This window comes from Rhizobium phaseoli (genome assembly GCF_001664385.1).
Taxonomy (GTDB): domain Bacteria; phylum Pseudomonadota; class Alphaproteobacteria; order Rhizobiales; family Rhizobiaceae; genus Rhizobium; species Rhizobium phaseoli.
Genome location: NZ_CP013532.1, coordinates 2,292,771 through 2,315,147, shown reverse-complemented (window position 1 = coordinate 2,315,147; position 22,377 = coordinate 2,292,771). Strand labels below are relative to the sequence as shown.

The window sequence follows — 22,377 nt, the reverse complement described above, 5'->3', positions numbered from 1 at the left end:
GACTCAAACGGAAAAATTATTTTTGAGAGAAATCGCGAAAGTGGTCGGTGGCGGCGATGATCGCCGCGCTCATATCGGGATTTCCGGTGGAATGGGAAGCGTGCGGAAGAATCCGGAGTTCACTTTTGGGCCAGGCGCGCGCCAGTTCCCAGGCGGTGACAAGCGGCGCCTCGATGTCGAACCTTCCCTGCAGCAGGATGCCAGGAATGCCGGCGAGCCGGCCAGCGTTCTTTAGCAGCTGGCTGTCCTCAAGCCAGGCGCCGTTGGTAAAGTAATGGGTGATGATGCGGGCGCGCGTCAGCACATAGGCCGGATCGGCCCAGCGGCGCGGCAGGCCGTCCGGGTCGGCGAGCAGGATCGAGGCTGCCTCCCAGTCATGCCAATCGCGCGCCGCCTTCAGACATGTCTGCTGGTCCGGATCGTTGAGGAGCCGGTGGTAGTCTCTAGCCATGTCCGCATCCAGCCCCTGCATGCTGGAGGGAATTCCCTGACGGAAACGATGCCATTCTTCCGGAAAGAGCGGCGCCATGCCGCGACAGAGCCAGTCGATTTCCTGTCGCCGCGTGGTGGTGACGCCCGACAGGACGATCGCGGCGACCCGCTGCGGATGCGTTTCGGCATAGGCGAGCGCCAGCGTCGAGCCCCAGGAGTTGCCGAAAAGCAACCAGCTGTCGATGCCGAGAAGAAGCCGCAGTCTTTCGATATCGGCCACGAGATGCCAGGTCGTGTTCAGGGAAAGATTGGTCGCGGGATCGGCCGCACTCGGCAGGCTTCGGCCGCAATTGCGCTGGTCGAAGAGGACGATCCGGTAGGCCGCCGGATCGAACTGGCGTCGGGCGTCGGTCGAACAGCCGGAGCCCGGCCCACCATGCAGCACCATTGCCGGCCGCCCAATCGGATTTCCGCAGGTCTCCCAATAGATCAGATTGCCGTCGCCCGTATCGAGCAGACCATGATCATAGGGTTCGATTTCCGGATAGAGAGCTGACATCGGTGCCTCTGCGGTCGAGGCGGACCTTATCCATCATGTCGATGACGAAGGGAAGAGGCGGCACTGCCGGGCGCAAATCGCTACCCGATTTTCGCGACCTGCCTCCGGCTGATCGGTGTCGCAGGTTGTTCCACTCATAATATTAGATATCTACTGGGTGGAACAACTTGCGACAGGATTTCGCCCCTGCTTTTCAAAGCCGGATTTGTTGCCGCTTGCAGATCTGTTGCGGTTAAATCCAGGCCGTTGTCGACACGACCTGACCGGGTGCGCGCCGGCGCTGGCAGCAGCTGTCAGAGGAATTCCCGCAGCGTCTCGCGGGACTGGATCGACAGGAATTCGATCGCCACACCCTCGACGAAATGGCGTACGACACGGCCGCGCATATTGCCGAGACGTACGGCCGTGCCGATCGACGGACGCATTTCAACGTCGATGGCCGCGCCCGAGAGCGAAAGGTCCATGATACGGCAGGCATATCGCGTGCCATCATCGAGCGTCAGTTCGGTCTTGATGTCGCGCGGGGTCAGGCGGTCGTGGCGGCGATCTTCCGGCAGGCCGAGCTCGTGCTTATTGGCAAGCCAAGTGAGCTGAGCGGCGAGCTTTTCGCGTTTGCGCTCAGTGGCATTGATCGACATAGTGAAGCCGCGGCCGTCGAGCGTCTGGACATAACCTTCGACGCGCCCGAGATGGTCGATATAGGCGACGACGCGTTCGTTGGCGCGCGGCCGGCCGGGGCAGGTGACGTACATATCGCCGGGCGACATGTCGATCACCATGCACTCAAACTCCTCGTAGTTTGCAAGCATCAGCCGGCCCTGCATATTGATCGGCACGCGCTGGAATACGCCTTGTTCAGGGCGCGGCGCAGGTCGTTGCGTCTGAGCTGGCTGGAACGAGTGCATCAAAAGGCTTCTTCATGAAAATCGCAGAAACCAATCTTTACCCACAATCCATTAACAGAAGGTTGTTTTGGCCTCTTGCGACATAGCCGAAAACGAGTATGGCCGCTGTGCTGAAACGAGACGCTCAGCGCGCCTCGGCACTCAGTAGCTGCGACACCACGCGGCGCATGGCTTGGCCGAACCCGATGCTTTTTGACGCGACGATCTCGTTGATCGGGCGCAGTTCGGCCGGTGCGACCTTGCTGAACTTTTCCGGCAGCAGGCGGCTGCGGTCGAGCGCCAGGAATTCGAGCGGCACGATCTCCAGCCAGCTTGCAGCCGCCACCGGCGCGATCGCGCCGAGCACCCGGTCGCAAGCGCCGTTGGACGAGCGCAGCGGCATCATGATGATCTCGAACGACGCCTGGTGCCCGACGATGCTGTAGCCGGTGGTATTGAACAGGGCCGGCATCGCGTGGTCCATGACACCGATCGCGGTGCGTTCGATATCCGCGTGCTGGCCATGCGCCCAGAGCGAGGAGAACCGTTCGCCGCGAAGGTCCCGTCCAAAGAGATCGCAGATGCGGGTACCGGCGAGCCGGAAAACGATGTCGCCGTCCTCGCGCGCCTCAAGGATAAATAGACTTTGCAGTAGATGGGGTACGGCGGACGGTTCGACCTGGGATTTCAGCGGCGCATCGGCAGCGCCGCGGATACGGTTCCAATAGTCAAAAATTTCGATGGTCGTTTGCACACGCATTTCACACCAACCTGTCCCATTCCGGATCATTTTCGGGCACTCATTGCCCGGACAACTTCTACCTTGCGGATTTCATGCCAAATCCCGGCCGTTAAGGTTAAGAAAGGGTTTCGGTTGAGGCGTGGCGCCTGTCGTGACACTGTCGTGCCATCACTTCGACCTTCGAAGTTCTGCACAACCTGCCCGGGCCGAGATCTTTCCTCAGTGTTCCCGGTACGCCGCCCAACATTTCGGGCGGCTTTTTTTTTGACCATCGCTCCTGTATGGCTGGGGCCACAACGAGGCGAACACAGATGAATGAGCAGACGGGCGAACCGCAGAAGGTGCCCGAACCTTTTGAGGCCCAGCCGCCGGCGCGTCCCCCGCGCGAGCCGGTCTTCAATCTTCCGCCGGCGCTGTTCTTCAGCCTTTGTCTGCTTGTCGTCATCTATGCGGTGCAAGCGCTCGTCCTCTCCGACGATGCTGTCGGCTGGCTGCTCTTCACCTTTGGCTTCGTGCCCGCCCGCTACGTGATTCCGCTGTCGCAGCAGGGCCTGGAGCTGTTCTGGACGCCGGTCACCTATTCGCTGCTGCACGGCAGCGTCCAGCATATCGTCTTCAACGCCTTCTGGCTGATGGCCTTCGGCGCGCCGGTCGTGCGTCGCATCGGGACGCTGCGATTCATGTTGTTCTGGCTGTTTTCCGCCACTGCTTCCGCGGGCCTGCACGCGGTGCTCAACTGGGGAGACGTGTCGCTGCTGATCGGTGCGTCCGGCGTCATATCCGGGCTGATGGGGGCCGCCTGCCGCTTCGCCTTTCCTGCTGAGCGGCGCCCTATGCTGGCGGCGCATCTCAATGCGCGGCTTTCCATCGTCGAGTCGCTGAAGAGCCGGACCGTCGTCATCTTCATGCTGCTCTGGCTGGTCGGCAACGCCCTGATCGCCGTCGGCATCCCGCTCGTCGGCGACAGCAATCAGGAGATTGCTTGGGACGCGCATATCGGCGGCTTCGTCTTCGGCTTCTTTCTGTTTTCGCTGTTTGACCGGGCACCGCAGACGCCTGAGGAAGCGGCGGAAGCGGACAAGGATCTGTTGCAATCCTGAGCGGGGCAGTGCACCATCGAACCATCCGCGATTGGGGGGAGAAACCGCCGCGGATAGCTGTAACAAGCGTTGCAGTTCCGAGATAGGAGGTTCGAATGACCAGTTCAGTCAAAGCAATCCTCGACCTGAAGGGCAGGGACGTCGTTACCGCCGGGCCTAACACGACCGTCGCCGAGGCAGCCGTCATCCTCAGCAAGAAAAAGATCGGCGCCATCGTCGTCGTCGGCATGGAGAATCGGATTTCGGGCATGTTCACCGAGCGCGATCTCGTGCATGCCATCGCCAAACACGGCAAGGATGGCCTCGACCAGTCGCTCGGCCAAGTCATGACCGCGAAGGTCTATCGCTGCCATGAGGAGACGACCGTCAACGAGTTGATGGAGCTGATGACCAGCCGCCGTTTCCGTCACGTGCCGGTGGAAAGCCACGGCAAGCTTGCCGGCATCATCTCGATCGGCGACGTGGTGAAATCGCGGATTGCCGAAGTCGAGCGCGAGGCCGAGGATATCAAGGCCTATATTGCCGGCTGAGCTTGCCCCATTGGTCCGGAGGATGCCGTCGCCCGAGCTGCCTGTTGCGGGGCGACGCCTCACGGAGCGCTGGCGTAGACTTCCTGCATGCGCTTGATTTCGGGAAGCCTGGCTCTGGCTTCCTCGTAGCCACGTTCGATCGCCTCGCCCGCCCTGTGGAATTCTGAAAGACCGATATAGCTGAGGCGCGGCTGCAGCGAAATATCGGGCGGATCGCCGGCAAGGCGGGCGCGAGCAATCCTGTCCTGGATGATGTTGAAGGCCTGCACCATGACGCCGGTCATCCCGAGGCGGGCGTAGGGCGCCTCTTCCTGTTTCTGCACTTCCTGGGGCGAGAGGCTGGCATTGTGCCGGACGACGGCCGAGCGGCCGTAAAGATCGTAATTGAGATTGACGGCGACGACCAGCGGCTGCTCATAGGCGCGGCAAACGGAAACGGGAACGGGATTGACCAGCGCGCCGTCGACCAGCGTGCGGTGATTGCTGCGCACCGGCTCGAAAATGCCGGGCAGGGCATAGGAAGCGCGTAGCGCCGTGATCAGCGAACCATTGGCGATCCAGACCTCGTGGCCGGTATTGACCTCGGCGGCGACCGCGACAAAAGGCCGGTCCAGATCCTCGACATTCAGGCCCTCGAGATGCTCCTGCATTCGCTTGGTCAGACGCATACCACCGAACAAGCCGCTGCCGCCGATGGTCAGATCGAGCAGGCTTGCGATCCGGCGCATGGTCAGCGAGCGTGCAAAGGTTTCGAGTTCGTCGAGTTTGCCGGCAAGATAGCAGCCGCCGACCAATGCGCCGATCGACGTGCCGGCAATCATGCCTATTTCGACCCCGGCTTCGTCAAGGGCGCGCAATACCCCGATATGGGCCCAGCCGCGGGCCGCGCCGCCGCCAAGCGCGAGCGCGATCTTGATTTTCTTGACAGGCGCAGGGGAAGGGATTGTCTCGAGTATCGTCGACATGCCGGAACCGGAACCTTCGCCTTCAGCGCTTTGACGATGCAGACTCCAGTTCAGCATTGCGCTCTCCCCTCCCAGCAGAACACGTATCTCAGATAGTGTGCCCGATCAGTTGCCAAATGGTATATAGAAGCGGTTTCTGGCACAATAAGGGGCAGATGCCGGGAAGTTCGACCTATTTTCCGTAGATGTCCTGCGGATCGAAATGACGTTCGTCGTCGATGATATCGAGCATCGGTTTTCCCTCGCGAAGCGTGACGGTGCGATAGAAGCAGGAACGGCGGCCGGTGTGACAGGTGGCGTCATGGCCGGCGACTTCGACCTTCAGCCAGATGGCGTCCTGATCGCAATCGGTGCGAATTTCCTTCACCGTCTGAAGGTTGCCCGAGGTCTCGCCCTTCTTCCAGATCTTGCCGCGCGAACGGCTGAAATAGTGGGCCGTGCCGGTCTGGATGGTCAGCGCCAGCGCCTGGGCGTTCATATGCGCCACCATCAGCAGTTCACCGTCGCCGGCGTCGGTCACGATCGCGGTGATCAGGCCGCGATCATCGAAACGCGGCGTGAAATCGCCGGCGTCTTCCAACGCCGACTTGTCCTCGGATGGTTGATTGAAGATCAGGTGACTCATCGCGGCCCTCCTGCGGGAGCCGGTATCAGCGGCTCCGCACCATGTTCATGAAACGGGCCTGATCGGCCGGTTCCGTCTTGAACGTTCCCGTGAACGTGGTCGTCAATGTCGTCGAACCCTGCTTCTGAACGCCGCGCATCGCCATGCACATATGTTCGGCCTCGATCATCACCGCAACACCGCGCGGCTGCAGCGTATCGTCAATGGCGCGGGCAATCTGCGCCGTCATCGTTTCCTGCGTCTGCAGGCGGCGGCCATAGATCTCGACGACACGGGCAATCTTCGACAAGCCGAGCACGCGTCCATCCGGCATATAGGCGACATGGGCCTTGCCGATGATCGGCACCATGTGATGTTCGCAATGCGAGTAGAAGGGAATGTCCTTGACGAGCACCATGTCGTCGTAGCCTGCGACCTCTTCGAAGGTCCGGCCGAGCACGTCCTCCGGCGCCATGTCGTAACCGGCGAACAGCTCGCGATAGGCCTTGGCGACACGGGAGGGCGTCTCGATGAGGCCTTCGCGTGTCGGATCGTCACCGGCCCAGCGCAGCAGAACGCGCACGGCTTCCTCCGCCTCCTGCTGGGAGGGGCGGTCCGAGTCGCGGTTCGGCTGCGGAAAGTTCTTCACGATGGCGTCCATGATCAATGGTCTCCTGGTCCGCAGCGCGGACCCATCTGTCGGAATTGCCACTGGTCAGTCCCATGCGGGAATTCATGCACCTTTGGCAGGCTCCGGGGCTTTCAGGGCAAATTCAACGCCCGTCCGGCACGGTTTCCCAATCAAACTTACACAAGGCCATTGCATTTTGATGGCCTTCGAACGACATACATATAGGAAGACGGCCATCGTATGTAAGTATCCTCACATGACACGGTGTGTTTTTTGTTTCAATAACAATAACAGCACCATTAAGGCCGATCCGCAGCGATTTTGGAGCGGAAACCCAGCATGGACGACATCTACAACAGCAAAATCCTCGAATTCGCCGGCAATATTCCGTTGACCGGCACGCTGGCGGACGCCGATGCGACCGCCCAGGCACACTCCAAGCTTTGCGGCTCCAAGGTGCGGATCTGGCTGAAGATGGACGGCGATGTCGTTACTGGCTTTTCTCATGACGTGAAGGCCTGCGCGCTTGGCCAGGCATCGTCCTCGATCATGGCCCGCCATGTCGTCGGCGCTACATCGGGCGAATTGCGACAGGCCCGCGAGGACATGCTTGCTATGCTGAAGGCGGACGGGGCGGGGCCCGGCGGACGGTTCGAAGACATGCGCTACCTCTTGCCCGTGCGCGACTACAAGGCCCGCCATGCTTCGACGATGCTGACCTTCGATGCGGTCGTCGATGCGATCGGGCAGATTGAGGCGAAACAGGCGGAAGTGATCGAGGCGTAACCGAGATGTGCGAGTTCTGCGTCCGGCAGGCTGACGATGAGGGCGATGGCGGCGCGGCCGGATCGAGCCAGCCGCGGAAAAGATCTGCGCGCTATTCCCGCAATTATACCGGTGCATTCCGCAAAACTCCCGACCGCCTGCTCGGCATGGGGCTGATCCGCCTCTATCAGTTGACGCTGTCTGGCTTTGTCGGCAATTCCTGCCGCCATATCCCGACCTGCTCCGAATATGGCTATGAGTCGGTCGCTCGCCATGGATTGTGGGCCGGCGGCTGGATGACGCTGTTTCGCGTCAGCCGCTGCGGCCCGGGCGGAACCAGCGGCCTCGACCCGGTGCCCGAGACGCTCGGCGACGGCTTCTACTGGTGGACGCCCTGGCGGTATCTCTCCCTCGGACGCAAAAGAGGGTGAGCGCCATGACGACATCAGGCGAAGATGCGTGCGTGTCGAAGAGACGGCGGCGACGACGGGTGAGGTATGCTCACCATTCGGTGACCGTGGTTTCTCACCTGGGATAACGAGGAGTCCTGGCGGCCATGAACACCTTCATCGCCCTCCTGCACAGCATCGTCCTGACGCCCGATCGCCGTGTGATCATGGAAGATTTGCGCGCGCTTGCCAAAGAGCTTGGTTATCGCGAACCCCGCACGCTGGTTTCGACCGGCAATCTTGTTTTCGAAGCCGACGAAATGCGGCCGCATGAACTCGAGGTCGCGCTGGAGGAGGGTTTCGAAGAGAAATTCGGAAAACATGTCGATATCATCGTGCGCAGCGACTGCACCTGGATGGCGCTTTGCAGCACCAATCCGTTCAGGGACGGCAGCGGCGACCAGGTGATCGTCCGGGTGATGCGCCTGCCGGTCGACCCTGAGAAGGTCGAGGCGTTGAAGCCGCTGATGACGGAAGGCCAACGCATCGCCATCGTCGGCGGCGACCTCTGGATTGATTTCGCCGGCAAACCGAGCCAGTCCAAACTGCTGTCGGCGCTGACCACCAAGCGGATAGGCATCGGTACGATGCGCAATTGGAACACGGTCTGCGGCCTTGCTCAGATGATCATGTAGACCCGCTTCTTCTTTACTCCCGAGGCAAATCTGGGTATCAGGCGGCGGCGCCCTCCCGCGTGGATGACGCTTCGTTGCAACCACCCGCATTCGTTGGCGGGACTGGACAAGGAGAATTTCGATGTCCCAAGCTATTTCCCTGACATTTCCCGATGGTTCCGTGCGCAGCTTCCCGGCTGGTGCAACCGGCAAGGATGTCGCTGAATCCATTTCCAAGTCGCTTGCCAAGAGTGCCGTCGCCATTGCGATCGACGGCGCCGTGCGCGACCTTTCCGATGCCGTTACGGATGGCAAGATCGAGATCATCACCCGCAAGGACGGGCGCGCACTGGAGCTTATCCGGCACGACGCCGCGCACGTGATGGCCGAGGCCGTGCAGGAACTCTGGCCCGGCACCCAGGTGACGATCGGCCCGGTCATCGAAAACGGCTTCTATTACGACTTCGCCAAGAACGAGCCGTTTACGCCCGACGATCTGCCGAAGATCGAAAAGAAGATGAAGGAGATCATCGCACGCAACGCGCCCTTCACCAAGCAGATCTGGTCGCGCGAGAAGGCCAAGGAAGTTTTTGCCGCCAAGGGCGAACAGTACAAGGTCGAGCTCGTCGATGCGATCCCGGAAGGGCAGGATCTGAAGATCTATCATCAGGGCGACTGGTTCGATCTTTGCCGCGGTCCGCACATGGCCTCCACCGGCCAGGTCGGCACCGCCTTCAAACTGATGAAGGTTGCCGGCGCCTATTGGCGCGGCGACAGCAACAACGCCATGCTGTCGCGCATCTACGGCACCGCATGGGCTGACCAGGCCGATCTCGACAACTACCTGCATATGCTGGCCGAAGCCGAGAAGCGCGATCATCGCAAGCTCGGCCGGGAAATGGACCTCTTTCACTTCCAGGAGGAAGGCCCCGGCGTCGTCTTCTGGCACGGCAAGGGCTGGCGCATTTTCCAGACGCTCGTCGCTTATATGCGCCGTCGTCTCGCCGCCGACTATCAGGAAGTCAACGCACCGCAGGTGCTCGACACGTCGCTTTGGGAAACCTCGGGGCACTGGGGCTGGTATCAGGAAAACATGTTCGCCGTGAAATCGGCACATGCGATGACCCATCCCGAAGACAAGGAAGCCGACAACCGCGTCTTTGCGCTGAAGCCGATGAACTGCCCCGGCCATGTGCAGATCTTCAAACACGGCTTGAAGTCCTATCGCGAGCTGCCGATCCGGCTTGCCGAATTCGGTCTCGTGCATCGCTACGAGCCGTCGGGCGCGCTGCATGGGTTGATGCGTGTGCGCGGCTTTACGCAGGACGACGCGCATATCTTCTGCACCGACGAGCAGATGGCGGCCGAATGCCTGAAGATCAACGACCTGATCCTCTCGGTCTATGAAGATTTCGGCTTCAAGGAGATCGTCGTCAAGCTTTCCACGCGGCCGGAAAAACGTGTTGGTTCCGATGCGCTCTGGGATCGCGCCGAAGCCGTCATGACCGACGTTTTGAAGACGATCGAGGCGCAGTCCGAAGGCCGCATCAAGACCGGCATTCTGCCGGGCGAGGGCGCCTTCTACGGTCCGAAGTTCGAATATACGCTGAAGGATGCGATCGGCCGCGAATGGCAGTGCGGCACGACGCAGGTCGACTTCAACCTGCCGGAACGCTTCGGCGCCTTCTACATCGACAGCAATTCCGAAAAGACGCAGCCGGTGATGATCCACCGCGCCATCTGCGGCTCGATGGAACGCTTCCTCGGCATCCTGATCGAGAACTTCGCCGGCCATATGCCGCTCTGGGTATCGCCGCTGCAGGTGGTGGTCGCGACGATCACCTCGGAGGCCGATGCCTACGGGCTTGAGGTGGCCGAGGCGCTGCGTGATGCCGGTCTCAACGTCGAAACCGACTTCCGCAACGAGAAGATCAACTACAAGATCCGCGAGCACTCGGTCACCAAGGTTCCGGTCATCATCGTCTGCGGCAGGAAGGAAGCCGAGGAGCGCACGGTCAATATCCGCCGCCTCGGCAGCCAGGATCAGGTTTCGATGGGGCTCGACGCCGCCGTCGAGAGCCTGACGCTCGAGGCGACGCCGCCGGATATCCGCCGCAAGGCCGAAGCAAAAAAAGCCAAGGCGGCCTGACAATGTCCTGTCCGGCAGCGCCAACCGGCGCTGTCGGAAACGATGTCGGCCTCTACGAGCTCTCGCGCCGCAACATCACCGGCAAAAGCGATCGCGTCTTCGCCAGGACGCTCGTGCCAGCCTGACATCGATGACGCTCGTCTGTCGCTGCTGATCCACGAGTTCCGCAGGCTGTCCGGCCGCACGATCACGCCCCACGTCGGCCAGATTCTGAACTGGGTGTCACCGAGCGAGGGTAGCAACCGCAAAGATCTGCTCGCCCGCCTCCATGAGCCGTCTTTCGATGGCGCCGCTCTTGAGGCGGCCCAGAGCGCGCGGATGAGCCGGCAGCGCTTGCGGTGAGATCAATCGAGGCTGGCGCCGTCGCCACTCTGCGGCGCGAGCTGTTCATAGGAGGGCAGAGGCGTGTCGGGGATCGGCTGGACGCCCGGCGGCGTCGGTGTGCCCGCAGGCACCTGCTGCACCGTGCGGGCCGCGCTTGCCGGCTGCTGCGGCTGCTGGTCCTTCATCAGAACCTCGACATCGGTGTTCTTGCCGGCAACGACGGTGAAATCGCGCTGGTAGATCTTGTCCTTGTTGCGGGCAACGGCCGAATATTCGCCTTCCGCAAGCACCATGGTCGGGAAGGCGCTGACGCTTTCGCCGACGCTGTCGCCGGCTGCCGTCAGAATCGACCAGGCCGTATCGGCGATCGCCTCACCGCCGGCTTCGGAGACCAGCTTGAAGGTGATCTGGGCGGCACGGTGCTGGATCGTCGCCTCGGTCAGTTTGCCGGCCTCGACCTGGATGTCGGCGCGGATCACGGCATTGACGTTGCCGTATTCGGAAACGATGTGATAGGTGCCGGCATTGAGGCGAACGACCGTGTTCGGCGAGACGTCGGCCACGACGAGGCCGCGCTCGCCATCGTCGCGCACTTCCGAGGAATAGATCGAGAAGCTGAGCTCATCGGGTCGGATGCGGGCATCGGTGCCGGAGACGGCATTGAGCAGCAGGCCGCCGGCATCGAGCACCATCACCTGCTTGTCGACCTCGCCGTCGGCCGGTACCGTCAGCTTCTTGGTGACGCCGGCGCGGCCGAAGGAGACATTGACGAAATAATCGCCCGGAGCGAGCTGGAACGCGGCGGGCCCGCCCTTGGCGCTGGCGATCAGCGGCAGCTTGCCGTCGGTTCCGGCGATCGGGCTGAAGACGTACCAGGACAGACCATCCTCGACCGGCGTGCCGTCAGCCGTCAGCTTGGCTTCCATCGCGACGTCGCGCAGCTTGGCGGCTTCAGGGGCGGTGCCGGGCGCGATGAAAGCGTTGAGTTTCGGCATCTTCGGCGTCGATTCGATCTGCTTGAAGTCCTTGAAAGCGTCCTGCGCGCCGGCGCCGAGGGGCGTCACGACCATGAGGACGATGGCGAGGCCGAGGCGTGCAAAAGGCGAAATGCCAAACATCTGTTTCGTGAACCGATTGACTTCTGAAATCGCAAAGGCCACTTCAAGACCAACGCGATGGCAAATTCAAGACCCACGCTTTGCAGCAGCATAAAAATGAAAGTTTCTCCCGCATGAAATCCGACATCAAGCTGATCGATTATCTCGCCGTGCGTCGCTCCATCCCCGCTTTCCAGATGTGCGAACCTGGCCCCGAGAAGGCCGAAATCGAGGAAATTCTGCGTCTCGCCTCGCGTGTTCCCGATCACGGCAAGATCGCGCCCTGGCGCTTCATCGTCTATCGCGGACAGGAACGCGTCCGCCTCGGCGAGGCGCTGCTGAAGCTGGCGCTCGAGACGAAACCCGACCTTTCCGAAGAGATGATCCAGGTCGAGCGCACCCGCTTCACCCGCGCGCCTGTGGTTGTGGCCGTCGTCAGCAAGGCGGGGCCGCACATCAAGATCCCGGAGTGGGAGCAGCTGATGTCGGCAGGCGCCCTCTGCCTCAACGTCATCCTGTCAGCCAATGCCCATGGCTACGTCGCCAACTGGCTGACGGAGTGGTTCGCCTATGACGAGCGCGCCTATCCGCTGCTCGGCGTCGGATCCGATGAAAAGGTGGCGGGGTTCATCCACATCGGCTCGACGACATTTCCGGCAATCGAGCGGCCGCGCCCGGAGCTTGCCGATACCGTCACCTGGATCGGCGGAGAGGAGTGATGTTCTACACGACCGACAGCAACCGCCATGGGCTGGCGCATGATCCCTTCAAGGCGATCGTGTCGCCGCGGCCGATCGGCTGGATCGGCAGCAAGGGCAGGGACGGTTCGATCAATCTCGCGCCCTATTCCTTCTTCAACGCCGTCGCCGACCGGCCGAAGCTGGTGATGTTTTCCTCCGCCGGGCGCAAACACAGCCAGCGCAACGCGGCCGAGACCGGCGTCTTCACCTGCAATTTCGTCAGCCGTGATCTCGCCGAAAAGATGAACCTTTCCTCGGCCGCACTGCCTTACGGCGAGAGCGAATTCGGCTTCGCCGGGCTGACGGCCAAGCAGGCCGAGCTCATCGATGCCCCCTATGTCGGCGAGGCTTTCGCGGTGCTCGAATGCAGGGTCACCGAGATCATCGAGCCGAAGACGCTGTCGGGTGCGCCGTCCGAAAATGTCATGGTGTTCGGCGAGGTCATCGGCATCCGCATCGACGAGGCGATTGTCAGGGACGGCCGCCTCGACATGTCGATCGCACGGCCTGTGGCCCGCATGGGCTACATGGATTACAGCGAGGGCAGCGATGTCTTCGAGATGCTTCGGCCGCAGGTCGATCGCTGACGCGAAGGCATACAAAGGCTTAAGAAATATGGTGAACGAATCTTAAACCTTTTGCCGCTACGGTCGCAGCAATGAAAGGAACGCGAGGGAATCGCGTTCAAGTGCTGGGGCGTCGCGTGATCGTAGAAGCTTTCCTTCGTTGGATTGAAACGGCCAAGACCGGCGATCGGGCCCGGGCCGCGAACGCACTCGGTCGAGCCTATCTGCAATCCCGGATGAGCGCGGAGGAGCGGGCGGCGGCCGAGATGGCGATGACCTTCCTGCTAGACGATCCGTCGCCGCGCGTGCGGCTTGCACTTGCCGAGGCGGTCGCCTGGTCGCCCGACGCGCCGCGCAGCCTGGTCCTCTCGCTTGCCGCAGATCAGCCTGAGATCGCCTGCCACGCCGTAACCTGTTCGCCGCTTCTGACCGATGCTGATCTCGTCGATCTCGCCGCGCGCGGCAATGGCGCAACCCGGATGCTGATCGCTGCGAGGGCGCGCGTGACGCGGCCGGTGTCGGCCGCCCTTGCCGAGGTCGGCGATGAAGAGGAACTGCTCTGCCTGCTCGAGAATGAGGGCGCTGTCATTTCCAGCCTTTCGCTGAAGCGCATCGCCGAACGGCTCGGTGGCTGCTGCGATATCCGCAATCTGCTTCTCGAACGCAGTGATCTTCCGGCCGACGCCCGCCAGCTGCTCACCCAGCATGTCAGCAATGCGCTGATCGGTCTGCCGCTCGCCCAAGCGGCGATTGGGCTGCAGCGGCTGCAGCGGATCAGCCGCGAGGCGACGGAAGCGGCGATCGTATCGATCGCCGGCGATATAGCGCCGCGGGAGATACCCGACCTCGTCGAACATTTGCGCCTCAACGGCCGCCTGACGCCGTCCTTCCTGATGCATGCCCTCTGCTCGGGCAGGGTGGACTTCTTCGCCGGAGCGATCGTCGATCTGACCGGTTGCGGTGAGCGCCGCGTGCGTGCGATCCTGGCGACGGGGCGCATGCATGCAGTGCGCGCGCTCTATGAATCCGCCGGTCTGCCGAGGGATATCAGCGTGATCTTCGTTGAGGCGACTCTTCTGTGGCGCGAGGCGGCCCGCAAGGCGCCCGGCAGCGTGCTCGGCACGGTCTGTGGTCGACTTCTCGAAAAATTCCGCCGTCACGACGGCGCACATGGCGCGGTCGGCGAACTGCTCGACATGGTGGAGAAGCTGCACGTCGCCGAACAGCGGCAATCAGCGCGCGTCTATGCCGCGCTTGCCGCGGCCTAAAGCGCATCGCGATCTTTCAGATTCGCTCCTTGCGCTTTAGCTCTTAGTTTTCACGCATGTCGTTGCCGAAAACCGCACACTTTTGCTCGACATGCTTCAATCGGCTATCCGTGTCACCACCCAGGAATAGCTGGCGGATACGAAGTGCACCGGTTTGGAGAGCGTTTCCTTGACGTCCTGGCCCGAGGGAAGGTGTGCGCGGACCTGGCCGGCGATATTTTCAGCGAAGCTCGCCAGTTTTCCCACGGGTTCTTCGACAGGCTCGGGCGCAGGAATCGAGGCCGGCACGGGCGCCGGCTTCGGCGGTTCGGCGGCGGCGACCGCTTTCGGCGCCTCGCAGACTGCGATCACCGAGGGATAGCTGACATTGGCATAGGCCTTCAGCCGGCGCTCGGCCTCAGCATCGCAGGCGGCAACCGTTTCCCAACGCTTGTCGACGGTCGCGACATAGCTGCACTGGCTGACGGAATCGTCGCAACCGAGAATGGTCATCGCGATGAGCACCGCTTGCATATTCTGCTTCCTTGGCTATTGAACCTGACAACGCCTTAGACGGCGCAATTCCAACCGAATGAAGGCAAGAGCATTAACTCTGCGTCATGTCGGGGAAAAATTGCGTGTCGCCAGCATCGGGAGCCAGCATGTCCGTCACCATTGCCCAGGAGCCGCCGCGGCAAGAGGGCATCATCCGCCTTCTCGATCTTTCCGATGCCTATGCGCAATCGCTCTATCCGGCCGAGAGCAATCACCTGGTGGACCTTTCTCTCCTGGAAAAACCGTCCGTGAGTTTCTTCGTCGCGCGCAACCTTGGCGCAATCGTCGGATGCTGCGCATTGGTGGAGGCCGGCGACGGAACGGCGGAGATCAAGCGCATGTTCGTCGACCCGCAGGCGAGGGGACTGAGGATCGCCAGCGGCCTGATGAACGCGCTGGAGGCGGTCGCAGGACAAAAGCGGCTGACGGCGATCCGGCTCGAGACCGGCATCTACCAGCCCGAAGCGATCGCTCTCTATCGCAAATATGGATATCGGGAGATCGAGGCCTTCGGCGCCTATCTGCCGGACCCGCTCAGCCTGTTCATGGAAAAACGGCTGGGATAGCGACAGCCCAGTTCAGCCTTCGGCGACGCGGGAGATCGGCTTCGACGGTGGGGCCTGTTCGTCGATGACGATCTGCGGCCCCCGCTCGCCAGTCTCGGCGTTGCGGGCCTCGTGGATCCATTCGCGCCAGATGGCGACGATCAGCGCCATCAGCACCGGGCCGATGAAGAGGCCGAGGAAGCCCATCGTCTTGACGCCGCCGACAAGGCCGAAGAAGGTCGGCAGGAAGGGCAGCTTGATCGGACCGCCGACGAGCTTCGGCCGCAGTGTCTTGTCGACGATGAAGAGCTCGACCGTGCCCCAGACGAAGAGGCCGACGCCGGCGACATGCGAGCCGCTCGCCAGGAGATAGATCGAGACCAGCGTGAACGAGAGCGGCGCACCGCCTGGTATCAGGGCCATCACGCCCGTCAGCACGCCGAGCGTCACCGGCGACGGCACGCCGGCGATCCAATAGGCAAGGCCGAGTACGATGCCCTCGCCGATCGCAATCAGCGTCATACCCATGACGGTGGAGCTGATTGTCGCCGGCACGACCCGGGAAATGCGTTCCCAGCGGTTCGGCAGGATGCGCTCGCCGAGCATGTCGAGCTGCTTGGAGAAGGAAAAGCCGTCGCGATAGACGAAGAACAGCGCGATCAGCATGAAGAGCAGCGTCAGCAGAAGATGGAAGGCGCCACCGCCGGCCGCCAGGACGGCACGGTAGATATTGCCGATGTGGGCGCCGCTGACCGCCTGGATGAGCTCGCCGAGCGCGCCCGGGCTGCCGATATATTTTGTCCAAAGCTCATCGAGATAGGGGCCGGCAAACGGCAAGGCGGCGATCCAGCCGGGTGTCGAGGCGCCTGAACGGTTGGCGTGGATTGCCCAGGCGAGCCAGGTGCGCACTTCGCCCGTCGTGTAGGTGGCCGCAAATCCGATCGGAATGACCAGAAAGGTGACGATCATGATGATGGCGATGGTCGCAGCGATCGTCGTATTGCCGCCGACACGCGCAAGAAGCTTGCGGTAAAGCGGCCAACTGGCGAAGCCGATAACGAGAGCGGCCAGCACCGGCACAAGGAAGCCGTAGAAGAAATAGACGCCGGCGGCGACGATCAGCACTAGCAGCCAGCGCGCCGCGGAGATGGAGGGGATCAGCGGCGTGCGTGTCGGCGCCGACGAGCCCAGCCATCGCGGTTCATGATTGCTTCTCTGACGGTCAAACACACCCACGCGCGCCTCTTCTTATTCTTGTCTTCTGGTTATGGGCTATGAACCCGGCGGTTTCAAGGTGCGCGCCGCGAAAGCGTATACAAAGCGTCGCTATTCAGCCATCAGCGCCGATGTCTTACTATTGCGGACGACGCAAAATCTTGAAGGCGTAGAATTGCGTCTTCTGCGCGGCTGAGAAATTGTTGTCCGAGCCGAGAATGAGGACGTCGGTTCCATCCTTGGCCTTGCACAGCGACATGGCCTCGATATTGTCGGGGATAAGACCGATGGCTCTGAGATCGAGGATGTGGCACTTGCGAACCGGGACGACACGCTGGTCGTTCTTGGCGAGCGAGGCGATGGCCGATATGTCGGTCGCGTCGGCGAGATCCATCATCATGATCTTGATGTTATTGCCGACGCCTTCGGCATAGCTTCGCTCGACGGCGAGCAGGCGATGATCGTCGAGAGCGAGCATTTCCGACATGCCGTTGTCATTGCCGCCGTCGGCCTTGGCGGTGGCCTGTGGAATCGGCGAGACCGGGTAGACGTACTGCGCCTTCGGCTCGCCGGTTGCGCCGTCATAACGGATGATGCGTGACAGGCTGCCCGTGGTCAGCGATGGCTTCGGGCCGTCCTGGTTGAGGGCGGCTTCGACGCCGACGAAAACGTCGCCCGAGGGTGCGACGGCGAGATCCTCGAAGGCGAGGTTGTCGCGGATGCCGGTGGACTTGTCGAGGGTCGGCGCAAAACCTTCCGGGCGCTTGAATTCGCGCAGGAACGACCCCTCCGGCGCGGTGACGCGGATGAAGGGCGGCAACAGCACCTTGGCGTCGCCCTCGCTGCCCCAATAGATGCCGTCCTTGCCGAAACGGATCGATTCCGGATCGACGGTCTTGGCAGCGAAGGGCTCGCCGTTCTTGTCCTTCAGCGTTACGTGCTTGACGATGGAAACACCCTTGAGGCCGGACGCGTCGACATCGACGTCGAGTTCATAGAAGCGGGCCGGGGCCTTGTCCGAGCGATCGTCGCTGATGGCGATATAGTGGCCGGTGGTGGCATCAAAATCGAGGCCGGAAACGCCGCCGAATTCGACGCCGTTTTCCATCTGGCCGGTCGCGATGACGAATTCACCGAGATAGGAGAGCGAAATGCCGGCGGCGCAATCGCCGAAGGGGCAGGCGGTCTCGAAGGTGGCGCCGATATCGGTGGCGCTAGCAGTGACGGTGCTGGACAGGAGAACGAAAGCGGCAGTCGCGAGAAAACGCTTGGTCATGGCAAACATCCGGCAAAGGTTGAAAAGGTTCGAACGGGCGCAGGCGTTCCGCCCCGAGGAGGGAACGCGCCGACCGCTTCATGCGCCGGTTGTTTGACGGAGCTGTTACGGTTCTTAGTCAGTTCCGTGAAATCGCGATGCTAAAAGGGCGCGCCGAGCGGTTCTGTCGGAGGTTCGGCGCGCTCCAGGCCTGCTTAAATATCGAGGTTCTCGGCGAAGGCGGCGCGCTCCTGGATGAAGCGGAAGCGGGCCTCGGGCTTGGTGCCCATCAGATCGTCGACGGCGCTGCGTGTGCCTTCGAAATCCACCTCGTCGATCAGCACCCGGAGCAGGGTGCGCTTGGACGGGTCCATGGTGGTTTCCTTGAGCTGGGCGGGCATCATTTCGCCGAGGCCTTTGAAGCGGCTGATCTCGACCTTGGCCTTGCCCTTGAATTCCGTCTGCATCAGTTCGGCGCGATGATTGTCGTCGCGAGCATAGGCGGATTTCGCCCCCTGCGTGATCTTGTAGAGCGGCGGAACGGCGAGGAAGAGGTGACCGCCGCGCACCAGCTCCGGCATCTCCTGATAAAAGAAGGTGATGAGCAGCGAGGCGATATGGGCGCCGTCGACGTCGGCATCGGTCATGACGATAATGCGCTCGTAGCGCAGATCTTCCTGACGATACTTCGCGCGGGTGCCGCAACCGAGCGCCTGGATGAGATCGGCGAGCTGCTGATTGGCGCCGAATTTCTCGCGGCCGGCGCTGGCGACGTTAAGGATCTTGCCGCGCAGCGGCAGGATCGCCTGGTTGGCGCGGTTGCGCGCCTGCTTGGCCGAACCACCTGCCGAGTCACCTTCGACGATGAAAAGTTCGGCGCCTTCGGCGGTATTCTGCGAGCAGTCGGCGAGCTTGCCGGGCAGGCGCAGCTTGCGCACTGCGGTCTTGCGGTTGACTTCCTTTTCCTTGCGGCGGCGCAGACGCTCCTCGGCGCGCTCGATCACCCAATCGAGCAGCTTGGCCGCCTCGTTCGGATTGTCGGCGAGATAGTGATCGAAGGGGTCGCGCAGCGCGTTCTCGACGATGCGCTGGGCCTCAACGGTCGCCAGCTTGTCCTTGGTCTGGCCGACGAATTCCGGCTCGCGGATGAAGACCGACAGCATGCCGACGGCCGAGATCATCACGTCGTCGGTGGTGATCTGCGCGGCCCGCTTGTTCTGCGTCAGCTCGGCATAGGCTTTCAGCCCCTTGGTCAGCGCGATGCGCAGGCCGGCCTCATGCGTGCCGCCTTCGGGGGTCGGGATGGTGTTGCAATAGGAATGCACCTGCGGGTCGCCGCCATACCAGGTGATCGCCCATTCCATCGAGCCGTGGCCGCTGGCTTTCTCGGTCTTGCCGGCAAAGATTTCGCGGGTGACGGTGAACTCCTTGCCCATCGTCGCCTGGAGATAGTCCTTCAGGCCGCCGGGGAAGTGGAAGACCGCCTTGTCGGGCACCTCCGAGCCTTCCGGCAGAACGCCGGCGTCGCAGCTCCAGCGAATCTCGACGCCGCCGAACAAATAGGCCTTTGAGCGCGCCATGCGAAAGACGCGGGCGGCGTCGAACTTCATATGCTCGCCGAAGATCTGGGCGTCGGGATGGAAGCGCACGCGGGTGCCGCGGCGATTGTGGACGTCGCCCAATTCCTCGAGCCCGCCTTGCGGCAGACCGCGGGAGAAGCGCTGGCGATAGAGCTTGCGGTTGCGCGCCACCTCGACCTCGAGGAAGTCGGACAGCGCGTTGACGACCGAGACGCCGACGCCGTGCAGACCGCCCGATGTCTCGTAGGCCTTGCCGTCGAATTTGCCGCCCGCATGCAGCTTGGTCATGATGACTTCGAGCGTCGATTTGCCGGGAACCTGCGGATGGTTCTCGACGGGAATGCCGCGGCCGTTATCGGTGACGGTGAGATAACCCTGCAAATCGAGATGCACTTCGATGAAATTGGCATGTCCGGCGACCGCCTCGTCCATCGCATTGTCGATGACTTCGGCAAAGAGGTGATGCAGCGCCTTTTCGTCGGTGCCGCCGATATACATGCCCGGGCGCATGCGCACCGGTTCGAGACCCTCGAGGACGCGGATCGACGAGGCGCCGTAATCGTCCGAATTCGATCCGGCGGGCGCCGGGCGCGCAGAGGCGGCGGGCGCCGTCGCGGCGGCCGGCGCTGGCCGTTCGGCCGCAGCCGCAGGCTTCTGCGCCTCCTCGCGTTTTTCAGAGAGGGGCATTCCGGAAAAGAGGTCGTTACTATCGTCCATGGAGCCGTTCAGATCTTCATCCTGTCTTGGGCTTGCATCCGCCGCCGACCCAAAATCACCGCATTTCATGTCAGGTTTGCGAATCAGGCAGATTCTGCCAGAAAGCACCTCTATACGCGACACCGCCAATTTGGGCGGAGTTTGACACATGATTTGCGTTGCCGGGCGCGGAATGGCAAGCGGCGGCAGGCTTCAGGAAACCATCCGCATGCGAATGTCCACAAGTGATTGCACCGTTATATCCGCAATTGCGGCGTTTTTCCTATCCGCGGCCATGCTGTCATCGGGCGGACCGGCGCAGGCGGCCGGCGCGTTGGCACCCTTCAAGGACGAACTGTTCTCCAAGCAGACCGTTCTGCAGACGGGCGACGACGGTGCTTTCGAGGTCGTCGATTACGACGAGATGCGCGATATCAACGGCCGCGACCAGGTGCCGCAAAAGCGGGTGCAGCAGAAATATGTGGCGCTCGGCATCCGCAAGGCCCAGGTGGATGAAACGCTCTCCCTCGACGGCATCAGCCTCGATGTCACCAGGGTGGGACCGGCGCAAAATGCCGCTTTCACGGTGATCTTCATCCATGGCCGCGATGGTGACCGCCGGCTCGGGGCCAATGACTATAGCTTCGGCGGCAATTTCAACCGGCTGAAGAACCTCGCCGCCGGCAATGGCGGCGTCTACTATTCGCCGACGGTCAAGAGCTTCGACAGCAACGGCGTTGCCGCCATTGCCGGCCTCATCCGCTATGCCAGCGCCCAATCGCCCGGCCGGCCGGTCATCCTGTCCTGCGCCTCGATGGGAAGCCAGGTCTGCTGGGGCATTGCCCGCGATGAGGCCAGCGTCCAGCGGCTGAAGGGCATGCTGATCATGAGCGGCGTCACCGATCCCGATTTCACCAGAAGCGCCTTCTACAAGGCGAAGCTGCCGCTCTGGTTCGCGCATGGCAGCCGTGATCCGGTCTATGCCGCCAGCGACCAGCAGGCACTGTTCGAAAAACTGCACAATGCGAAATATCCGGCGCGCTTCACGCTGTTTCAGACCGGCAATCATGGAACGCCGATCCGGATGGTCGACTGGCGCAGGGTGTTGAACTGGATTCTTGCGACTTAGTGGCAGATTTTCGGCAAAATTTGCCTGGGATCGCCGAGATTCCCCTTACGTCAAGGGCATGAAGCTTTTCTTTGCCGCAAGCTTTTGATATGGCCGCAGGCATAAGCAGATTTAGGGAAGGCCGGCATGACACCTGACGTGCGCCCGCTCGTGGCGGGAAATTGGAAAATGAACGGCACGCGTGCCTCTCTGGATCAGATTAAGGCGATCGCCGAAGGTGTTCGCCCGCCGCTCGCCGATAAGGTCGAGGCGCTGATCTGCCCGCCGGCGACGCTACTCTATGTGGCGACCGCGCTTTGCACCGACAGCCCGCTTTCGATCGGCGCGCAGGACTGCCATCAGAAGGCGTCCGGGGCGCATACCGGCGACATCTCGGCCGAAATGATCGCCGACAGTTTCGGCACCTATGTGATCGTCGGCCATTCCGAACGCCGTACCGACCACGCCGAAACGGACCATCTGGTGCGCGCCAAGGCGGAGGCTGCCTTTGCCGCCGGGCTGACGGCGATCATCTGCATCGGCGAGACGGCGGACGAACGCCGCGCCGGTCAGGCGCTCGACATCATCAAGCGCCAGCTTTCGGCCTCCGTTCCCGATGGCGCAACCGCCGAAAACACTGTCATCGCCTATGAGCCGATCTGGGCGATCGGTACCGGGGTCACGCCGACATCGGGCGACGTGGAAAAGGCGCATGCCTTCATGCGCGCCGAAATGGCGGCGCGCTTCGGCGAAGAGGGCCGCAAGATGCGCCTTCTCTATGGCGGATCGGTCAAACCGGCCAATGCCGGCGAACTGATGGGCATTGCCAATGTCGACGGCGCGCTGATCGGCGGCGCGAGCTTGAAAGCCGCCGACTTCCTCGCCATCTACCGGGCCTACGAGGCGCTGCTCGCCTGAGGCATTGTTCATTGCTTGGTTTATTCCTGGCCGAAGGGCTTGGAATAGGCGAGAGCCTCATGTAAAGAGCCGCCAGAATTCTTAACTTTGTCCGTCTCCAGACGGGC

At 62.1% G+C, this 22,377-nt stretch carries 24 protein-coding genes; 13 read left to right on the top strand and 11 right to left on the bottom strand.

The genetic code is table 11. The annotated features are described in order from the left end of the window. Positions 1 to 16: 16 nt before the first annotated feature. From pip to AMC88_RS11240, 3 genes are all read right to left on the bottom strand, one after another. Positions 17 to 991, bottom strand: coding sequence for a prolyl aminopeptidase (pip, locus tag AMC88_RS11250; RefSeq protein ID WP_012483907.1), 975 nt, complete (start codon positions 989 to 991; stop codon positions 17 to 19). 293 nt (positions 992 to 1,284) lie between these two features. Then, entirely contained in the window at positions 1,285 to 1,896 is a 612-nt protein-coding gene (locus AMC88_RS11245) for a PilZ domain-containing protein (RefSeq protein WP_012483906.1), read from the bottom strand. Between the two features lie 124 nt (positions 1,897 to 2,020). Then, complete coding sequence (locus AMC88_RS11240; RefSeq protein WP_012483905.1) at positions 2,021 to 2,665, bottom strand: PAS domain-containing protein; 645 nt, start codon at positions 2,663 to 2,665, stop codon at positions 2,021 to 2,023. A gap of 263 nt (positions 2,666 to 2,928) precedes the next feature. Between AMC88_RS11240 and AMC88_RS11235 the strand changes: the two genes are divergently transcribed. Then, the gene (locus tag AMC88_RS11235) at positions 2,929 to 3,717 is read left to right on the top strand and encodes a rhomboid family intramembrane serine protease (RefSeq protein WP_064825296.1); all 789 of its coding nucleotides are present in this window, start codon (positions 2,929 to 2,931) and stop codon (positions 3,715 to 3,717) included. 95 nt (positions 3,718 to 3,812) lie between these two features. Further along, complete coding sequence (locus AMC88_RS11230) at positions 3,813 to 4,247, top strand: CBS domain-containing protein (protein WP_010005934.1); 435 nt, start codon at positions 3,813 to 3,815, stop codon at positions 4,245 to 4,247. Between the two features lie 59 nt (positions 4,248 to 4,306). Here AMC88_RS11230 and AMC88_RS11225 read toward each other — a convergent pair whose 3' ends face one another. From AMC88_RS11225 to folE, 3 genes are all read right to left on the bottom strand, one after another. Beyond that, entirely contained in the window at positions 4,307 to 5,269 is a 963-nt protein-coding gene (locus AMC88_RS11225; protein WP_004680213.1) for a patatin-like phospholipase family protein, read from the bottom strand. Positions 5,270 to 5,384: 115 nt separating this feature from the next. After that, positions 5,385 to 5,837, bottom strand: a complete 453-nt coding sequence (gene hisI / locus AMC88_RS11220) for a phosphoribosyl-AMP cyclohydrolase (RefSeq protein ID WP_012483902.1) — start codon at positions 5,835 to 5,837, stop codon at positions 5,385 to 5,387. 25 nt (positions 5,838 to 5,862) lie between these two features. Continuing rightward, positions 5,863 to 6,477: a GTP cyclohydrolase I FolE gene (gene folE, locus AMC88_RS11215; RefSeq protein ID WP_010018143.1), complete on the bottom strand. Its 615-nt coding sequence runs from the start codon at positions 6,475 to 6,477 to the stop codon at positions 5,863 to 5,865. A 309-nt stretch (positions 6,478 to 6,786) separates the two neighbouring features. On the opposite strand from folE, the gene AMC88_RS11210 reads away from it, so the two are divergent. From AMC88_RS11210 to AMC88_RS34495, 5 genes are all read left to right on the top strand, one after another. Continuing rightward, positions 6,787 to 7,233, top strand: coding sequence for an iron-sulfur cluster assembly scaffold protein (locus AMC88_RS11210; RefSeq protein WP_010018146.1), 447 nt, complete (start codon positions 6,787 to 6,789; stop codon positions 7,231 to 7,233). 5 nt (positions 7,234 to 7,238) lie between these two features. Then, a complete protein-coding gene (yidD, locus tag AMC88_RS11205) occupies positions 7,239 to 7,643 on the top strand; it encodes a membrane protein insertion efficiency factor YidD (protein ID WP_012483901.1) in 405 nt (134 codons plus the stop codon). Between the two features lie 125 nt (positions 7,644 to 7,768). Next, complete coding sequence (locus AMC88_RS11200; protein WP_064825295.1) at positions 7,769 to 8,296, top strand: DUF1697 domain-containing protein; 528 nt, start codon at positions 7,769 to 7,771, stop codon at positions 8,294 to 8,296. A 121-nt stretch (positions 8,297 to 8,417) separates the two neighbouring features. Further along, positions 8,418 to 10,424, top strand: coding sequence for a threonine--tRNA ligase (gene thrS, locus AMC88_RS11195; protein WP_012483900.1), 2,007 nt, complete (start codon positions 8,418 to 8,420; stop codon positions 10,422 to 10,424). A gap of 2 nt (positions 10,425 to 10,426) precedes the next feature. Beyond that, the gene (locus AMC88_RS34495; RefSeq protein WP_257784654.1) at positions 10,427 to 10,549 is read left to right on the top strand and encodes a hypothetical protein; all 123 of its coding nucleotides are present in this window, start codon (positions 10,427 to 10,429) and stop codon (positions 10,547 to 10,549) included. 219 nt (positions 10,550 to 10,768) lie between these two features. On the opposite strand, the gene AMC88_RS11190 is transcribed toward AMC88_RS34495, so the two are convergent. Further along, positions 10,769 to 11,866 (bottom strand): hypothetical protein, encoded by a 1,098-nt coding sequence (locus AMC88_RS11190; protein WP_012483898.1) that lies wholly within the window; start codon positions 11,864 to 11,866, stop codon positions 10,769 to 10,771. A gap of 113 nt (positions 11,867 to 11,979) precedes the next feature. Between AMC88_RS11190 and AMC88_RS11185 the strand changes: the two genes are divergently transcribed. From AMC88_RS11185 to AMC88_RS11175, 3 genes are all read left to right on the top strand, one after another. Beyond that, positions 11,980 to 12,564, top strand: coding sequence for a nitroreductase family protein (locus AMC88_RS11185; protein ID WP_012483897.1), 585 nt, complete (start codon positions 11,980 to 11,982; stop codon positions 12,562 to 12,564). Continuing rightward, a complete protein-coding gene (locus AMC88_RS11180; RefSeq protein ID WP_012483896.1) occupies positions 12,564 to 13,172 on the top strand; it encodes a flavin reductase family protein in 609 nt (202 codons plus the stop codon). Before AMC88_RS11185 ends, AMC88_RS11180 begins: the two co-directional genes overlap by 1 nt. Positions 13,173 to 13,273: 101 nt before the next feature. After that, positions 13,274 to 14,419 carry a DUF2336 domain-containing protein gene (locus AMC88_RS11175; protein ID WP_041683645.1) on the top strand — a complete coding sequence of 382 codons (1,146 nt, stop codon included), beginning with the start codon at positions 13,274 to 13,276 and terminating at the stop codon, positions 14,417 to 14,419. A gap of 96 nt (positions 14,420 to 14,515) precedes the next feature. Here AMC88_RS11175 and AMC88_RS11170 read toward each other — a convergent pair whose 3' ends face one another. Beyond that, complete coding sequence (locus AMC88_RS11170; RefSeq protein ID WP_012483894.1) at positions 14,516 to 14,932, bottom strand: hypothetical protein; 417 nt, start codon at positions 14,930 to 14,932, stop codon at positions 14,516 to 14,518. A gap of 128 nt (positions 14,933 to 15,060) precedes the next feature. On the opposite strand from AMC88_RS11170, the gene AMC88_RS11165 reads away from it, so the two are divergent. Then, the gene (locus AMC88_RS11165) at positions 15,061 to 15,519 is read left to right on the top strand and encodes a GNAT family N-acetyltransferase (RefSeq protein ID WP_012483893.1); all 459 of its coding nucleotides are present in this window, start codon (positions 15,061 to 15,063) and stop codon (positions 15,517 to 15,519) included. A 12-nt stretch (positions 15,520 to 15,531) separates the two neighbouring features. On the opposite strand, the gene AMC88_RS11160 is transcribed toward AMC88_RS11165, so the two are convergent. From AMC88_RS11160 to parE, 3 genes are all read right to left on the bottom strand, one after another. Next, positions 15,532 to 16,734 carry an AI-2E family transporter gene (locus AMC88_RS11160; protein WP_016733119.1) on the bottom strand — a complete coding sequence of 401 codons (1,203 nt, stop codon included), beginning with the start codon at positions 16,732 to 16,734 and terminating at the stop codon, positions 15,532 to 15,534. A 118-nt stretch (positions 16,735 to 16,852) separates the two neighbouring features. Further along, the gene (locus tag AMC88_RS11155; RefSeq protein ID WP_041683644.1) at positions 16,853 to 17,989 is read right to left on the bottom strand and encodes an esterase-like activity of phytase family protein; all 1,137 of its coding nucleotides are present in this window, start codon (positions 17,987 to 17,989) and stop codon (positions 16,853 to 16,855) included. A gap of 194 nt (positions 17,990 to 18,183) precedes the next feature. Beyond that, positions 18,184 to 20,265, bottom strand: a complete 2,082-nt coding sequence (gene parE, locus AMC88_RS11150) for a DNA topoisomerase IV subunit B (RefSeq protein ID WP_012483890.1) — start codon at positions 20,263 to 20,265, stop codon at positions 18,184 to 18,186. Positions 20,266 to 20,473: 208 nt separating this feature from the next. On the opposite strand from parE, the gene AMC88_RS11145 reads away from it, so the two are divergent. Then, positions 20,474 to 21,373 carry a phospholipase gene (locus tag AMC88_RS11145; RefSeq protein WP_012483889.1) on the top strand — a complete coding sequence of 300 codons (900 nt, stop codon included), beginning with the start codon at positions 20,474 to 20,476 and terminating at the stop codon, positions 21,371 to 21,373. A gap of 126 nt (positions 21,374 to 21,499) precedes the next feature. Beyond that, positions 21,500 to 22,270, top strand: coding sequence for a triose-phosphate isomerase (tpiA, locus tag AMC88_RS11140; protein WP_012483888.1), 771 nt, complete (start codon positions 21,500 to 21,502; stop codon positions 22,268 to 22,270). Positions 22,271 to 22,377 lie beyond the last annotated feature (107 nt).